The organism is Thioalkalivibrio denitrificans, from assembly GCF_002000365.1.
GTDB classification, from domain to species: domain Bacteria; phylum Pseudomonadota; class Gammaproteobacteria; order Ectothiorhodospirales; family Ectothiorhodospiraceae; genus Thioalkalivibrio_A; species Thioalkalivibrio_A denitrificans.
Genome location: NZ_MVBK01000097.1, coordinates 1 through 16,184, shown reverse-complemented (window position 1 = coordinate 16,184; position 16,184 = coordinate 1). Strand labels below are relative to the sequence as shown.

Annotated in this window: 13 protein-coding genes; 11 read left to right on the top strand and 2 right to left on the bottom strand. The window is 66.1% G+C overall.

Translation table 11 applies throughout. The annotated features are described in order from the left end of the window. Positions 1-155 precede the first annotated feature (155 nt). Both B1C78_RS14210 and hemE read left to right on the top strand, forming a co-directional pair. Positions 156-1,562 carry an FAD-dependent oxidoreductase gene (locus B1C78_RS14210; protein WP_077279833.1) on the top strand — a complete coding sequence of 469 codons (1,407 nt, stop codon included), beginning with the start codon at positions 156-158 and terminating at the stop codon, positions 1,560-1,562. Positions 1,563-1,708: 146 nt separating this feature from the next. Then, positions 1,709-2,758, top strand: coding sequence for a uroporphyrinogen decarboxylase (gene hemE, locus B1C78_RS14205; RefSeq protein WP_077279832.1), 1,050 nt, complete (start codon positions 1,709-1,711; stop codon positions 2,756-2,758). 113 nt (positions 2,759-2,871) lie between these two features. On the opposite strand, the gene B1C78_RS14200 is transcribed toward hemE, so the two are convergent. Together B1C78_RS14200 and B1C78_RS14195 are read right to left on the bottom strand one after the other, a co-directional pair. Further along, positions 2,872-3,465, bottom strand: a complete 594-nt coding sequence (locus tag B1C78_RS14200; protein WP_077279831.1) for a hypothetical protein — start codon at positions 3,463-3,465, stop codon at positions 2,872-2,874. Further along, a complete protein-coding gene (locus B1C78_RS14195; RefSeq protein WP_077279830.1) occupies positions 3,466-5,922 on the bottom strand; it encodes a penicillin-binding protein 1A in 2,457 nt (818 codons plus the stop codon). 319 nt (positions 5,923-6,241) lie between these two features. Between B1C78_RS14195 and B1C78_RS14190 the strand changes: the two genes are divergently transcribed. From B1C78_RS14190 to B1C78_RS14150, 9 genes are all read left to right on the top strand, one after another. Then, positions 6,242-7,303, top strand: coding sequence for a pilus assembly protein PilM (locus B1C78_RS14190; RefSeq protein ID WP_077279829.1), 1,062 nt, complete (start codon positions 6,242-6,244; stop codon positions 7,301-7,303). Next, the gene (locus B1C78_RS14185) at positions 7,303-7,872 is read left to right on the top strand and encodes a PilN domain-containing protein (protein ID WP_077279828.1); all 570 of its coding nucleotides are present in this window, start codon (positions 7,303-7,305) and stop codon (positions 7,870-7,872) included. The genes B1C78_RS14190 and B1C78_RS14185 overlap by 1 nt, the downstream gene beginning before the upstream one ends. Further along, entirely contained in the window at positions 7,869-8,453 is a 585-nt protein-coding gene (locus B1C78_RS14180; RefSeq protein ID WP_077279827.1) for a type IV pilus inner membrane component PilO, read from the top strand. Before B1C78_RS14185 ends, B1C78_RS14180 begins: the two co-directional genes overlap by 4 nt. Beyond that, positions 8,446-9,006, top strand: a complete 561-nt coding sequence (locus B1C78_RS14175; protein WP_077279826.1) for a pilus assembly protein PilP — start codon at positions 8,446-8,448, stop codon at positions 9,004-9,006. Before B1C78_RS14180 ends, B1C78_RS14175 begins: the two co-directional genes overlap by 8 nt. Before the next feature lie 76 nt (positions 9,007-9,082). After that, on the top strand, positions 9,083-11,215 hold the full coding sequence (locus B1C78_RS14170; protein WP_139349951.1) for a type IV pilus secretin PilQ: 2,133 nt from the start codon (positions 9,083-9,085) through the stop codon (positions 11,213-11,215). A gap of 115 nt (positions 11,216-11,330) precedes the next feature. Then, a complete protein-coding gene (aroK, locus tag B1C78_RS14165; RefSeq protein ID WP_077279824.1) occupies positions 11,331-11,915 on the top strand; it encodes a shikimate kinase AroK in 585 nt (194 codons plus the stop codon). 141 nt (positions 11,916-12,056) lie between these two features. After that, positions 12,057-13,154 carry a 3-dehydroquinate synthase gene (gene aroB / locus B1C78_RS14160; RefSeq protein ID WP_077279834.1) on the top strand — a complete coding sequence of 366 codons (1,098 nt, stop codon included), beginning with the start codon at positions 12,057-12,059 and terminating at the stop codon, positions 13,152-13,154. A gap of 177 nt (positions 13,155-13,331) precedes the next feature. Then, complete coding sequence (locus tag B1C78_RS14155; RefSeq protein ID WP_077279823.1) at positions 13,332-14,489, top strand: deoxyguanosinetriphosphate triphosphohydrolase; 1,158 nt, start codon at positions 13,332-13,334, stop codon at positions 14,487-14,489. Further along, positions 14,486-16,009, top strand: a complete 1,524-nt coding sequence (locus B1C78_RS14150) for an AAA family ATPase (RefSeq protein ID WP_077279822.1) — start codon at positions 14,486-14,488, stop codon at positions 16,007-16,009. The genes B1C78_RS14155 and B1C78_RS14150 overlap by 4 nt, the downstream gene beginning before the upstream one ends. Positions 16,010-16,184 lie beyond the last annotated feature (175 nt).

Here is a 16,184-nt window from a genome sequence, read left to right as displayed (position 1 = left end):
GTCCGACAGGCTCCTGGGCTGAATCGGCCGGCCAAACCACAGCCCCGGCGGGGTTGCGCGTTACCGTTCAGGGCATTCATGCTTTCCAGAATCTGACAGGCACCCACGGGCGTGACGGTGCCGCTTGTGTGCGACACGTTTGACAGGTATCCGTCATGGCCAACCCGATGCAGTTCCTCGAAGTGCCGCGCCAGGACCCGAAGAAAACACCGGCCCAGGTGCGCATCTACGAGTTCAAGGAGATCTACGGGCAGTTCGACCCGGAGACCGCGAAGCACCAGTCTGCCCGCTGCCTGGCCTGCGGCAATCCCTATTGCGAGTGGAAGTGCCCGGTCCACAACTACATCCCCAACTGGCTCAAGCTGGTGGCCGAAGGCAACCTGTTCGAGGCGGCGGAGATGTGCCACAAGACCAACTCCCTGCCCGAGGTCTGCGGCCGCGTCTGCCCCCAGGACCGGCTCTGCGAGGGCGCGTGCACGCTCAATGACGGATTCGGTGCCGTGACCATCGGTTCCGTCGAGAAATACATCACCGACGAGGCCTTCAAGGCCGGCTGGCGCCCGGACCTCTCGGGCGTCGAGGCCACCGGCAAGCGTGTGGCCGTGGTCGGCGCCGGCCCGGCGGGACTCGCGTGCGCCGACGTGCTGACCCGCAACGGCGTCGAGGCGGTCGTGTTCGACCGCTACCCGGAGATCGGCGGCCTGCTGACCTTCGGCATCCCGCCGTTCAAGCTGGAGAAGGAAGTGGTGCGCACCCGCCGGCAGATCATGGAGGAGATGGGCATCCGATTCGAACTCAACACGGATATCGGCCGCGACATCCCGTTCCAGAAGCTGCTGGACGACTATGACGCCGTGTTTCTGGGGATGGGCACCTATACGTATATGAAGGGCGGCTTCCCGGGTGAGGACCTGCCGGGTGTATTCGATGCCCTCCCCTATCTCATCTCCAATATCAACCGTGAGCTGGGCCTGGAGACATCCCCGGAGGAATTCATCAACATGCGCGACCAGCGCGTGGTGATCCTCGGCGGCGGCGACACCGCCATGGACTGCAACCGCACCGCCGTTCGCCAGGGCGCGGCCCGGGTCACCTGCGCCTATCGGCGCGACGAGGAGAACATGCCCGGATCCCGCCGCGAGGTGCAGAACGCCAAGGAGGAAGGCGTGCGCTTCCTGTGGAACCGCCAGCCGGTGGAGATTGTCGGCCGGGGCCGCGTGGAGGGCGTCAAGGTGGTCACCACCCGCCTGGGCGAGCCCGATGAACGCGGACGCCGACGGCCCGAGCCGGTACCCGGCTCCGAGGAGGTGATCCCCGCGGACCGCGTGATCATCGCCTTCGGGTTTCGGCCGAGCCCCGCGCCCTGGTTCGAGGAATTCGGCATCGCCGGCGACGACAGCGGCCGCGTGACCGCCCCCGCCGATGGCCAGTACCGGTTCCAGACCACGAACGCCAAGGTGTTCGCCGGCGGCGACATGGTGCGCGGCTCGGACCTGGTGGTCACCGCGGTCTACGAGGGCCGAGAGGCGGCGGAAGGCATACTGGAATACCTTGGCGTTTGAGAGGCAGTGGCAAGGCTCAAGTGGCAAGGGCCCCTCCCCAACCCTCCCCCGCAATGCGGGGGAGGGTGCTTTCGTCCCTCTCCCTCAGGGAGAGGGTGGGGTGAGGGTGGTTTTTTCCTTGCCACTTGAGACTTGCCGGTGATCCTATGACAGAACTCAAGAACGACCGCCTGTTGCGCGCGCTGCTGCGCGAGCCCGTCGATGTCACGCCGGTGTGGATCATGCGTCAGGCGGGACGCTACCTGCCGGAGTACCGGGCCACCCGGGAACGGGCGGGCGATTTCATGTCCCTGTGCCAGAACCCGGAACTGGCCTGCGAGGTGACGCTGCAGCCGCTGGAACGGTTCCCCCTGGACGCGGCCATTCTCTTCTCCGATATCCTCACCATTCCCGATGCCATGGGCCTGGGTCTGTACTTCGCGGAAGGCGAGGGTCCGCGCTTCAGCCGACCGGTGCAGGATGCTGCCGCCATCCGGGCGCTGGGCGTGCCGGATCCCGAAACGGAATTGCGTTACGTCATCGACGCCGTGCGCCTGATCCGCCGGGAACTGGACGGCCGGGTGCCCCTGATCGGCTTCTCGGGCAGCCCCTGGACCCTGGCCACGTACATGGTGGAAGGCAGTTCGTCCAAGGAGTTCGCCCGCATCAAGGGCATGCTCTACGACGACCCGGACACGCTCCATCACCTGCTGGGTATCCTGGCAGAAGCCGTCACCGCCTACCTCAACGCCCAGATCGCCGCCGGCGCCCAGGCCGTGATGGTGTTCGACACGTGGGGAGGCACATTGACGCCGCAGGGTTACGAGGAGTTCTCACTGGCCTACATGCGGCGCATCGTGTCGGGCATCACCCGCGAGCACGAGGGCCGGCGCGTGCCGGTCACCCTGTTCACCAAGGGCGGTGGCGCGTGGCTGGAGGCCATGGCCGACACCGGCTGCGACGCCCTGGGACTGGACTGGACGACCAACATCGGCGAGGCGCGCCGACGCGTCGGAGACCGTGTGGCGCTGCAGGGCAACCTCGATCCCGCCGTGCTCTACGCCTCGGCCGAACGCGTGCGCCAGGAGGTCCGCCGGGTGCTGGACGACTTCGGCCCCGGCACCGGCCACGTCTTCAACCTCGGCCACGGCATCCATCCCGCCATCGACCCGGAGAAGGTGGCGGCGCTGGTGGACGAAGTTCACGCGCGGCGCTGAGCGCCGCGCGAAGGATGAAGGATGAAGGCGGAAGGATGAAGAGGGGTTCATTCAACCTTCATCCTTCAACCTTCCGAAGGAGGTGGTTTCATTCAACCTTCATCCTTCAACCTTCAACCTTCCAGAAGCCCCTTCACCTCCCGAATCCCCGCTCGCCGCATGGGCCGGCCGTCCACGGGGCTGGGCGGCGCCTGGCGGATACCCTTGAGCGGGAAGACCACGGCCTCCACCTGGGCGTCGGGGCCCGCGAAGGCGAGCACGGGATAGTTCACATGACCCTGGGCGGTCCGCAGGCGGCGCTCATCGCCGCGCCAGCGGATGCCCCGGTCCTCCAGGTGAAAGATGACCTCTTCCACGCTGTCGGCAAAGACATGCAGGGTGATCTCGTCACGCCGGTTGACCACGCCTTCCAGCACCGGCCCCACCAGGCGCGGATCGAAGGGTTCCAACATCGTCATGGCGTCCAGGGCCACCGTGCGCAGACGGCGCAATTCCTCGCGGTCGGCGTCATCCTCGAACAGGCGCTGACGTGCATGCACGGCGCTGTCGATCTCCGCGTTACGGGGCAGGTTGCGTGTCTGGGCCGCACCGAGGCGCTCGGCAGCCTTGCGCTTGGCCAGACCGTAGTCGACCACGCCTTCGTCCAGAATGATTCGGGCCGCCTCCTCAATGATGAGTTGGCGCACCCTGAGGTCGTTGGTAGACATTCAGAAAAGGTACTCGGGCCTGACGGTGTCAGTGTCGTCCGGTCGGGGCTCGCGGCTGGCGGCGCGCCCGCTCTCGTCGCCTTCGGGCACCTGCTCGGGCGTGAAGGTCTCGAACAGCGTGCGCCGGGTGCCGGATGAGGCCAGTCGGCCGGTCTCCGCGTCGATGCGCACCGTGACCATACCGTCCGGCTGGGGCATGCTGTGCTCAGGACGACCCGACAGGGCCACGCTCATGAAGTCGATCCACACGGGCAACGCCACCACGCCGCCGGTCTCCCGGGGGCCCAGGGGGCTGTTGTCGTCAAAACCCACCCACACGGTACTGACAAGATCCCGGTTGAACCCCGAGAACCAGGCATCGCGCAGGTCGTTGGTGGTACCGGTCTTTCCGGCGATGTCGCTGCGGCCCATGCGGCGGGCTCCGCGCGCCGTGCCCTCCAGGATGACGTCGTGCATCATGCTGACCATCTGGTAGGCGTTGGCGGGGCTCAGCACGCGTTCGGCGGGCTCGACAATGGGCAGGGCAAGCGCTTCCATGTCCAACGGATCCGCGAGCGCATCATCGACCCGGATCAGCGCCTCGGCGGACTGGCACTCGTCGTCACACACACGCCGGGGCAGAGCCTGGAACACGATGTCGCCGTCGGGCCCCTCGATGCGCTCGATGAACCAGGGGTCCACCAGATGCCCGCCGTTGGCGAACACCGCGTAGGCCCGGGTCATCTCCAGCGGGGTGACGGCGCCGCTGCCCAGTGCCAGAGAGAGATTCCTGGGCTGCCGGGACAGGTCGAATCCGAACCGGCTCAGGTAACCATGCCCGTAATTCACCCCGATGGCGTGCAGCAGCCGGATGGAGACCAGGTTGCGGGACTGGGCCAGCGCCTCCCGAAGGCGCGTGGGGCCGTAGAAGCGCCCGCTGTAATTGGTGGGCCGCCAGGTGTCCTCCAGCGCGGAATCCTCGAACACCACCGGCGCGTCGTTGATCAGGCTGGCCGGGGAATAGCCCCGATCCAGGGCCGCCGCATACAGGAACGGCTTGAACGCCGAGCCGGGCTGACGCCGGGCCTGCACCGCGCGGTTGAAGCTCGCCTGGAAAAAGTCGAAGCCGCCCGCCAGTGCGCGCAGCGATCCATCGTCGGGATCCATCGCCACCAGAGCGCCGCTCGCGGCAGGGACCTGGCTCAACACCCAGCGCTCCGGATCGCCGCGCGATTGCTCGACGCGAATCAGGTCACCGGGAGAGAGCACGTCGTCCACCTGCGTGGGCGCATCCCCGGTACGTGACACATTGATATAGGGGCGCGCCCAGGACACGGCATCCAGATCCAGAGTGACCCGGCTTCCGGCGCCCAGATAGACCTCCGCCGACTCCGCCGTCGCCTCCAGTACGATACCCGGCCAGAGGCGGCCACCCACGCGGGCGACGCCGGACAGTACGGCATCCAGCGCGGCATCGTCCCGGTGTGCGGACAGATCGACACGCGCCTCCGGCCCCCGGTAACCGTGGCGGCGGTCATAGGCGATCAGGCCCTGACGCAGGGCGTCATTGGCCGCGCGCTGCAGACGGCCGTCCACAGTGGTGTAGACGTTGAAACCATCCGTGTAGGCCGCCTCGCCGTAGCGCGCCAGCATCTCCTGGCGCACCATCTCGCCCACGTAAGACGCTTCCAGTTGCACCACGGGATGGTGCAGCCGCGCGGCAACGGGTGTCTGCAATGCCGCGTGATAGTCCTCGGTGGTGATATGGCCCAGGCCGTACATTCTGCCCAGCACGTAGTTGCGGCGGATCTCGGCGCGCCTGGGGCTGGTCACGGGATTGGTGGTCGAAGGCGCCTTGGGCAGACCCGCGATCACGGCCATCTGGTCCAGGGTCAGCTGGTCCACCGTGGTGCCGTAGTAGACCTGCGCGGCCGCCGCCACGCCGTACGCCCTGTGCCCCAGGTAGATCTTGTTGAGGTAGAGCTCGAGGATCTCGTCCTTGCTCAGCTCCCGCTCGATACGCAGGGCCAGAAAGATCTCGGTGAGCTTGCGCGTGTAGGTGCGGTCCCGGCTGAGAAAGAAGTTGCGCGCCACCTGCATGGTGATGGTGCTGCCGCCCTGGGTGCGTTCGCCGGTGGTGACCAGGTTGTGGGCGGCACGCAGGAGACCCTGCGGGTCCACACCGGGATGGCGGTAGAAGCGGTCGTCCTCCGCGGCCAGGAAGGCCTGGATCAGCGGCTCCGGGATGTCCTCCAGGGGCAGCGGCTCACGGCGCTGTTCCCCATACTCGGCCATCAGCAGGCCGTCGGCGCTGTAGACACGCAGCGGCACCTGCAGGCGAACCTCCCGAAGGGATTCCACCTCGGGCATGTCGGGGGCCACGTACAGATAGGCGCCCGCCACGACCAGCACGGCAATAAAGCTCAGCGCGAAGAGGCTCGTGACGCCCCAGCGGATCAATTTGAGGATGGTGGTCATTCAGGGGGCCCAAAAAGCCGCGAGGGGGTAGGACGTCGGGAAAATGATACCGTTGCTCCGCAAAAGTGAAAACCTGTGCAAGTTTCTCGAAATATAAGCTAGTTATTTTATGGGCTTGAGGCTAGTATCTAGAAAAAATATAAGTTATACCTAATCCAAACTACATAAGGGACCTCGGGCAATCATGCCTCTGACGCCCCGGCCGGGTCGACCACCCGGGGGCCAGGACGGCATCGGCAGCCCCGGGCGACGGCCTCACTGCCGCGCCCCGGCAGAGGTGCCATAACCTGGTCCGGGCCAGTGCCATAAAGGGAGCGTCGTGATAGGTTTCAGCCGCAAGAAACCGCCCCTGCTGGGTGTCGACATCAGTTCCACCTCGGTGAAGCTGGTGGAACTCAGCCAGTCCGGCGGAAAGTACCGTGTCGAGAGCTACGCTGTCGAGCCGTTGCCCGCCAACGCCGTCGCAGAAAAGAACATCCAGGAACCCGAGGCCGTCGGCGACACCATCAAGAAGGCCCTCAAGCGCTCCGGAAGCAAGACCCGGGACTGCGCCCTGGCCGTGCCCTCCTCCGCGGTCATCACCAAGATGATCACCATGCCCGCCTCCCTCAAGGCCGAGGAGATGGAGGGCCAGATCCAGGTGGAGGCCGACCAGTACATTCCCTATGCCCTGGAAGAGGTCAACCTGGATTTCGAGATCATCGGACCGACCCCGAAGAACCCCGAAACCGTGGACGTCCTGCTCTCCGCCTCGCGCAGCGAAAACGTGGAGGTGCGCGTGGCCACGGCCGAGATGGCGGGGCTCACGCCCAAGGTGATGGATGTGGAGGCCTACGCCATTGAGCATACTTTTCCCCTGCTCGCCGGCCAGCTGGAGGGCCTGAACGACGACGCCACGGTGGCCATCATCGACGTCGGCGCCACCATGACCAGCATCAACATCCTCAGCCAGGGCCAACTCACCTACACGCGGGAACAGACCTTCGGCGGCAAACAGCTGACCGAAGAGATCATGCGCCGCTACGGTCTGTCCTACGATGAAGCGGGACAGGCAAAGAAGGAAGGCGGCCTGCCGGACAATTACGTCTCCGAGGTGTTGGAGCCATTCAAGGACACAATGGTTCAACAGGTGGGCCGGTTCTTGCAGTTCTTTTTTGCCGCCAGTCAGCACAACCACGTGGACCAGATCATCCTGGCCGGCGGATGCGCCTCCATCCCCGGTGTCGACGAACTCATCGAGTCCCGGATCGGCACACGGACGCAGATCGCCAACCCCTTCGGCCGCATGTCCCTCAATACCCGCGTCAATCCGCAGCGGCTCGGCCATGACGCCCCCGCGCTCATGATCGCCTGCGGCTTGGCCATGAGGAGTTTCGACTGATGTCTCATATCAACCTCCTCCCGTGGCGCGAGCAACGGCGCAAGGAACAGCAGAAGGAGTTCGCCGTGCTCACCGCACTGTGTGCGGTGGCGGCGGTCGTGGTGGTGTTCTTCGCCCACGTCCATGTGAACGGCCTCATTGAGCACCAGCAGGCCCGCAACGCCTACCTTCAGAACGAGATTCGCATCCTGGATCGCCAGATCGCCGAGATCCGTGAACTGGAGGCGACGCGCCAGGCACTGATCGACCGCATGAACATCATCCAGGAACTGCAGGCCAGCCGGCCCGTGGTGGTGCGCCTGTTCGACGAGATGGTCACCACGCTGCCCGACGGCACCTACCTGACCGCCATCGAGCAGCGGGGCAGCAACCTGACCATTCGGGGCCGGGCGGAGTCCAACGCCCGCATCTCCGCCATGATGCGCAACCTGGAGGGCTCGCCCTGGTTCGGCGAGCCGACGCTGGATGTCATCGAGACCCGCGAAGCGGGCGGTGTGCGCGCCCGGGACTTTACGCTGCGGGTGGGACAGACCACGCCGTCGGACGACGATGAGGAAACGGGTTCATGAACCTGCAGGATCTCAACAACATCGACCTGAAGACCATCGGCACGGCACCCGCGCCGGTGCGCGCCATCGCCATCGCCCTGGTGGTGATCGCGATCCTCGGCGCCGGGTACTGGTTCATCATCAAGGATCAGCTGGCGCGCCTTGATCGGGTGCAGGCCGAGGAAACCCAGTTGCGCCAGACCTTCGAGGTCCGCCAGCGCCGCGCCGCCAACCTGGATGCCTACCGGGAACAGCTGGAGGAGATGCAGCGGACCTTCGGCACCATGCTGCGCCAGCTTCCCAGCCGCACCGAAGTGCCGAGCCTGCTGGTGGATATCTCCCAGACCGCGCTGGCCGCCGGCCTGGAGATCGAGCTGTTCCGGCCGCAGGCCGAACAGCAGCGCGGCTTCTACGCCGAGATGCCCATCCAGATGCGCATGCGCGGTACCTACGAGCAGATGGCCGAGTTCACCAGCGGCGTGGCCGCCCTGCCCCGCATCGTCACCCTGCACGACCTGAACATCCGCCCCCAGGACGGCGGGCGGCTGATCATGGAAGCGACCGCAAGGACCTACCGTTACCTGGATGAGACCGATGGCTGATCTGCGCAACACACCCATGACCCGTCGGAGACAACTGATCCTCCTGATCGCCGTGGTCCCGTTGCTGACCGTGGGACTCAGCGGCTGCGGCCAGAGCATGAGCGACCTGGAACAGTACGTCGAACAGACCAAGGCGCGACCCGGGGGGCGCATCGAGCCCATGCCGGAAGTCATCACCCACGAGGGCTTCCCCTACCCCGGCCATACCCGGGATCCCTTCGACAGCTCGATTCTTGCACCCCAGATCGCCGCGGACCGACCGGTCGCAACCAGCACGGTCACCATCGACCCGGATCGGCCGCAGGAGTACCTGGAAAGCTACCCGCTGGACACGCTTCGCATGGTGGGCACCCTCGAACAGGGTGGCACCCACTGGGCATTGATTCGAACGCCGGACCGCACTATTCAACGGGTCGCGTCCGGCAACTACATGGGCCAGAACCACGGACGGATCACCGGCATCAGGGAGACCGGCGTGGACCTGACAGAGATCGTCCCCGACGGATTTGGCGGTTACATGGAGCGAGACACCTCCATCGCGCTCAGCGAATAAGCAACGAGGAACCGACGTTATGAGACTGGCTATACTCACCTGCCTCCCTAAACGGAGGACAGAGGGCGAAGGGCAGATGGCAGGAGGCAAAACGCGGGGCACCGGATCTTCCATGGTGGCCCGCGGTTTCACGGCGCTGCTGTTCACACTCACACTGGCCCTGTGGCAAGGCACAGCGTTTGCCCAGGCCAACTCGCTGGAGCGCATCACGTTCACTTCGCTACCCGGCGACCGGCTCCAGGTGTCCATGAGCTTCGCGAATCCGCCCGGGGAGCCGACCAGCTTCACCATCGACAACCCGGCACGCATCGCGCTGGATTTCGCCGATACCCGCAACGCGCTGCCCCAGCGCAGCCAGGAGATCGGCGTGGGACTGGCCCGCTCCATCTCCACGGCGGAGGCCCGCGACCGTACCCGCGTGGTCGTCAACCTGGTGCGCATGATGCGTTACGACACCCAGGTGCGGGGCAACGATGTGATCTTGACCCTGTCCCCCGGCGCCGACGGAGCCCCGGCTCCCGCGGCCGCCACGCCCGGCGTGACCGCCGTCGCCGATCGCGCGGCTGCGCCCAGGACATCCCGGGAAATCACCAACGTGGACTTTCGCCGCGGACCGGAAGGCGAGGGCCGGGTGATCATCCACCTGTCCGACCCCAGGACGCCTGTGGACGTGCGTGAACAGGCCGGGCGCGTCGAACTGTCCTTCCCGCGTGCCAGCCTGCCGGAGGAACTGGAGCGCCGCCTGGACGTGGTGGATTTCGCCACGCCGGTGCAGACCATCGACGCCATCTCCGAACCCGACCGGGTGCGCGTGGTGGTTGCCGCCAGCGGCCTCTACGACACCCTGTCCTACCAGATGCAGGACCGCCTGACCCTGGAGATCAAGCCGGTCAGCGAGGCCGAGGCCGAGGAGATCCGCCGCGACCGCTTCACGTACACCGGCGAGCGGCTGTCGCTGAACTTCCAGGACATCGAGGTTCGCTCGGTGCTGCAGCTGATCGCCGATTTCACCGACCTCAACGTGGTGGTGAGCGACTCGGTCACCGGCAACATCACCCTGCGCCTGCGCAACGTGCCCTGGGACCAGGCGCTGGATATCGTGCTGCGCTCGCGCGGCCTGGACATGCGCGAGGCCGGCAACGTCATCTACGTCGCGCCCAGCGAAGAGATCGCCGCTCGCGAGAAACTGGAGTTCGAAAGCCAGCAGGCCGTGCAGGAGCTGGCACCGCTGCGCGCGGAGTTCATCCAGGTGAACTACGCCCGCGCCGAGGAAGTGGCCGCCATCATCCGCAGCGAGCGCGCCACGTTCATGTCGGATCGCGGCAGCCTGACCGTGGACAACCGCACCAACACGCTGCTGGTCCAGGACACCGAGGCCAAGCTCAACGACGTCCGCCGTCTGGTGGACCGTCTGGACGTACCGGTGCAGCAGGTGCTTATCGAGACCCGCATCGTGATCGCCTCCGATGACTTTGCACGGGACCTGGGTGCGCGCTTCGGCGTCTCCGGGCGCGGCCGGGATGGCCGGACCACCACAGGCGTCGCGGGCAACCTGACGGCCAGTGACGCCATCGTCGGCACCACCACGCCCTTCCCCGCCGGACGCCCGGCACTGGCCAACCGGCTGAACGTCAGCCTCCCTGCCAGTCCGGCAAACCGCGGACAGTTTGCCCTCTCAATCCTGCGCCCGGACGTGCTGCTGGACCTGGAGATCTCCGCCCTGCAGGTGGAGGGTCGCGGCGAGATCATCTCCAGCCCGCGCGTGATCACCGCCAACGGCCAGACCGCGATGATCAAGCAGGGTGAGCGCATCCCTTACCAGGAGGCCACCTCCAGCGGCGCCACGGCCGTGCAGTTCATCGAGGCGGTGCTGTCCACCGAGGTGACGCCGCAGATTACCCCCAACGGCAACATCATCCTCAACATCAAGGTCAACAAGGACAACCCGGGCACCCTGGAGGTGCAGGGCACACCGTCCATCGAGACCCGCGAGGTGGAAACGCAGGTCTTTGTGCGCAACGGGGAGACCGTGGTGCTGGGTGGTGTATACGAGATCGACAGCCTGGAGACGCTGGAAAAGGTGCCCTTCTTCGGCGATCTGCCGGGCCTGCGTCACCTGTTCCGGCGCACCGGCACATCCACCCGCAAGGCGGAGTTGCTGATCTTCGTCACACCGAAGGTGATCGAGGAGGACATGCTCGACTCCTGACAGGCGCGAAAGCCAGTACGAACGACGGCGCCCGCCCATCGGCGGGCGCCGTCGTTTGAGCCGAAAGCAGGCCAGGCGAAGGCATGCGGGATCCGTGCAACAATCGGGTCAAGTCATGAACAAGCGGACCAACATCATCCTGGTGGGCCCCATGGGGGCCGGCAAGTCCACCATCGGGCGGCAACTGGCCGCGCGGCTGCACATGCCGTTCTTCGACAGCGACCGGGAGATCGAGAAGCGCACCGGCGTGGACATCCCCACCATCTTCGAGTTCGAGGGCGAGGAAGGCTTCCGCAACCGGGAGTCGGCCATGCTGGAGGATCTGTGCGCGCAGCGGGGCATCGTGCTGGCCACCGGCGGCGGCGCCGTCATGCGCGAAGCCAATCGTGAACTGCTCCGGCGCTGCGGCAAGGTGGTCTATCTGCGTACAGCCATCCAGACACAGCTTCGGCGCACCGCCCGTGACCGCAACCGACCCCTGCTCCAGACCGAGGACCCGAAGGCGCGTCTGGAGGAGCTCATGCGCATCCGGGACCCACTGTACCGGGAGATCGCCGACCTGATCGTGGACACGGACCGGGATTCGGTCCGCAAGGCGGTGCAGGCGGTGGTCCGGCATTTTCGCCAGCCGAAGAAGGGAGGAATGGACAGGATGAACAGGATTTCCCGGGATGAACAGGATAAGAGAGATTCTGAGTGACAGGATTCATACCTGTGATCGGGATCGGTCATGGGCCTCGCCGTTCCCGGATACGCCCTGTCTCCCTTGAATCCTGTTAATCTTGAAAAATCCTGTCAATCCTGTCCATTTCCCGACCTGCCCATGTCAGCGGAACCCGCCATTCAGACCCTCACCGTAGAACTCGGCGAACGCAGCTACCCGATTCATATCGGGCGCGGCCTGCTGGACGACCCGCAACGATTCGCCCCCCATATCCGCGGGCAGCGGGTGATGATCGTCACCAACGAGACCGTCGCGCCGCTTTACCTGGACCGTCTCAAGGCGACGCTCTCCGGATTCCTGGTGGACACGGTGATCCTGCCCGACGGCGAGGAGTACAAGAACCTCGAGACACTGAACCGGATCTACACCGCGCTGCTGGAGGGCCGCTTCGACCGTCGCTCCACCCTGGTGGCGCTGGGCGGCGGCGTGGTGGGCGATATCACCGGCTTTGCGGCCGCCAGCTACCAGCGCGGCGTGGACTTCCTCCAGGTACCCACCACCCTGCTCTCCCAGGTGGACTCCTCCGTGGGCGGCAAGACGGGGGTCAACCACCCGCTCGGCAAGAACATGATCGGTGCGTTTCACCAGCCGCGCTGCGTGGTCATCGACACCGATACGTTGAACACCCTGCCCGACCGGGAGTTGCACGCAGGCATCGCCGAGGTGATCAAGTACGGTCTCATCTGTGACCGGCCGTTCTTTGAGTGGCTCGAAGAACACATGGAGGGCCTGCTTGCGCGGGAACCAGGGACGCTGGCCTACGCAATTCACCGATCCTGCCAGGACAAGGCGCAGGTGGTGGCCGAAGACGAGCGGGAGAGCGGCCGGCGGGCCATCCTGAATCTAGGACACACCTTCGGGCATGCCATCGAGACGGGCATGGGCTACGGCGTCTGGCTGCACGGCGAGGGCGTGGCCGCGGGCATGGTCATGGCGGCGCGCATGTCGCGGCGGCTCGGCTGGATCGACGACGGGGAACTCACCCGTACCGAAGCCCTGGTGCGTGCCGCGGGCCTTCCGTGCGCACCGCCCCCCGAACTTTCGCCAGATCGCTTTATGCAACTCATGTCCGTGGACAAGAAGGTGCTGGACGGGCAGTTGCGCCTGGTGCTCCTGCGCGGCATCGGCGAGGCGGTGGTCACTGCAGAGTTCGATCCGCGGGCGCTCGAGGAAACGCTTGTTGAAGTGGGCAGGATGAAGGATGCGGGATCGTAGGCCGGACAAAGCGAAAGCGGTGTCCGGCAAGGGGGTGCCCGATGCCGCTGACGCTCTATCGGGCCTACGAACTCAATGAAGTGGGAAGTGAAAGTCCCCGGATCGCAGGCCTCGATTTCGCACTTCCCAATTCACACTTCTCACTTCACACATCACACCTCACTTCTTGATTAACGCATGGACGAACCCCGCCTCTCCCCTTACGCCGCCAGCGACGCCACCAGCCGGGGGCGCCGCCATCCCGAGGCCGCGCCCCGGTACCGGGGCGCCTACCAGCGCGACCGCGACCGCATCGTGCATTCGACGGCCTTCCGGCGCCTGGAGTACAAGACGCAGGTCTTCGTCAATCACGAGGGCGACCTGTTTCGAACCCGCCTGACCCACTCGCTGGAGGTGGCGCAGATCGCGCGCTCCATCGCCCGGGTGCTGCGGCTCAACGAAGACCTGACCGAAGCCATCGCCCTGGCCCACGATCTGGGACACACGCCCTTCGGGCATGCCGGGCAGGACACGCTGAATCGGTGCATGGCGGATTTCGGGGGCTTTGAGCATAACCTGCAGTCGCTGCGGGTGGTGGACGAGCTGGAGTGCCGCTACGCGGAGTTCGACGGCCTGAACCTCACGTTCGAAACGCGCGAGGGCATTCTCAAGCATTGTTCCCCGGCCCACGCCCGTGAACTCGGCGACGTCGGATGCCGCTTCCTGGAGCGCCGTCAGCCAACGCTGGAGGCACAGGTGACGAACCTCGCCGACGAGATCGCCTACAACAACCACGACGTGGACGACGGTATCCGTGCCGGCCTGATCTCCATCGAACAGCTCATGGAGATCGCCATGTTCAGACGCGAATGCGAAACGGTGCGCACGGCCCACCCGTCGCTGGATGCCAAACGCACCCGCCATGAAGTCATCCGGCGCATGATCAACCACCTGGTCTGCGATCTCGTGGATACCAGTCTGGAGCGCATCAGGACGGCCGCGCCGGCCTCGCCCGACGACGTGCGCGCACAGCCCGAACCCCTCATCGGATTCAGCGCACAAATGCGCAGTGACAGCCTTGCACTGAAGCGTTTCCTGCGAGAGCATCTGTACCGCCATGAACAGGTGGTACAGATGACCCGCAAGGCCGATCGGATCCTGTCCTTCCTGTTTTCCGCCTATATGGAGGACCTGCATCTGCTTCCCGCCGAACATCAGGCCCAGGCCCGGCGATTCTCGCAACAGCACGGGGACGCGGGCCGCGCCCGAGCCGTGGCCGACTACATCGCCGGCATGACGGACCGCTTCGCCATCGCCGAATACGCACGCCTCTCACACCCCGAGACCCTTCCATGACCGACAACGCCCACCTCAAGGCCGGCGATCCGCTTCCCATGGACGCCCTGTTGCGTCATGGGCTGGAGCAGCAACCTTTCGACGCCGTGGCCGGAGACCGGTTTCTGTACACGGACCCGGCCCTGGACATGGTGGTGGGCGTCCTGCTGGAGCATCTGCGCAACGACGACAGCGTGCTCCTGCTCAAGGGCGATGAGGGGTCCGGCAAGAGCACCCAGCTACTGCGCCTGCTCTCGCGCGGCGCGGAAGACATGGAGTTTTGTGCCTTCAAGGCCCGGGCCGGCGCCGGCTTCACCGCTGTCGAGTACACCATCCGGCAATACTGGAATCGCATCGCCGACGAAGACGACACGCTGCCCCTGGACGAGCTGGTGTGCAAGGTGGCCGCCTCAGGCCGGCGCCCCGCGGTGGTGGTCGACGACGCGCATCACCTGGAACCCGCCGTGCTGGCGGAGCTGGTGCGCTTGCGCAAGGAAGTGCGTCGCCGCTGCGATATCACGCCGGGCCTTCTCCTGGTGGGGGAACCCGTCATGGAAACGCGCCTGCAGGAGGCCTTCCCGCCTGACGCCCCCGAGGAGCCTCACATCAGCGTGCAGTTGCGTCCGCTCACCCGGGAGCAGACGGAGGCATACCTCCGCCAACGACTTCAGGCCGCGGGAGCCGATGATCCGGACCTGCTCAGCGGCAACAAGGCTCTGGAGATTCACCAGGAGACCGGCGGCCTGCCGGCGCGCATCAACGCCGAGGCGAATCGACATCTGCAGGGCGCTGGTGCCGACGCACCGCCCGCCGGAATGCACACGTCGCCACCGGAGCAGACCCCGTTCTGGAAGCACCGCATGTTCGTGCCCGTGCTGGCGGTCGTCCTGCTGGTCGCGGCAGTCTCCACCGTGGTCAATATCCTCTCGACACCGGACGAGCCGCTTGAAACCCGGGAACTCCTCGTCCTGCCGGAGCCGCGGCCGCTGAGCCCGCCGCCGGAGCGGGCACCGACGCCGGCGCCCGAGCCACCGGCACCGGCACCGGCAGAAGTCGCACCCGCGGACCCGCCGCCGCAACCCGTTGTGCCCGACCCGGCGCCACCTGCCGATCCGCCCGTGGTTGAAGCGCCCGCCGAACCCGAGCCGGATCCGGTGCCGGTCGAACCCGAGGAGCCGCCCCCCGTTGCCGAGGCCGAGCCCCCGCCGGCAGCACCTGAGCCGCCGGAGGTCACGGGCGAGCTGCGCGATGCATCCTGGCTCCAGGCCCAGCCCAGGGACCACTACACTGTCCAGATCATGGGCCTGTCGGATCTGCAGGCCCTGCGCCGGTACGGTCGCGAGCAGGGCATCGACCGGGAACTGGCGTGGTTCAGGACCACGCGCAATGGCGAGGCGTGGTATGTGCTGGTGGCCGGCAATTACCCGGATGCCGAAGCAGCCCGGGCATCGATTGCCGAACTCCCGGAAGCCGTACGGCGCAACCAGCCCTGGGTCCGCACCTTCGGCTCCGTGCAGGAGGCCATGGCGCAGGCGCGCTGAGGCCTCCGGGGAGGCTCGATCAAGTCAACATACTGACTTGAAAGAGAAAATCTTCCACTCCTCCCACGTTTGCGGGAGAGAAGTGAGAAAGATGCTGCGCCGGCGCATCCAAACCACCCCCACCCTGCCCTCCCCCGTGAGGGGGAGGGAACCCTGCCTCTTGCCTCTTGCCTCT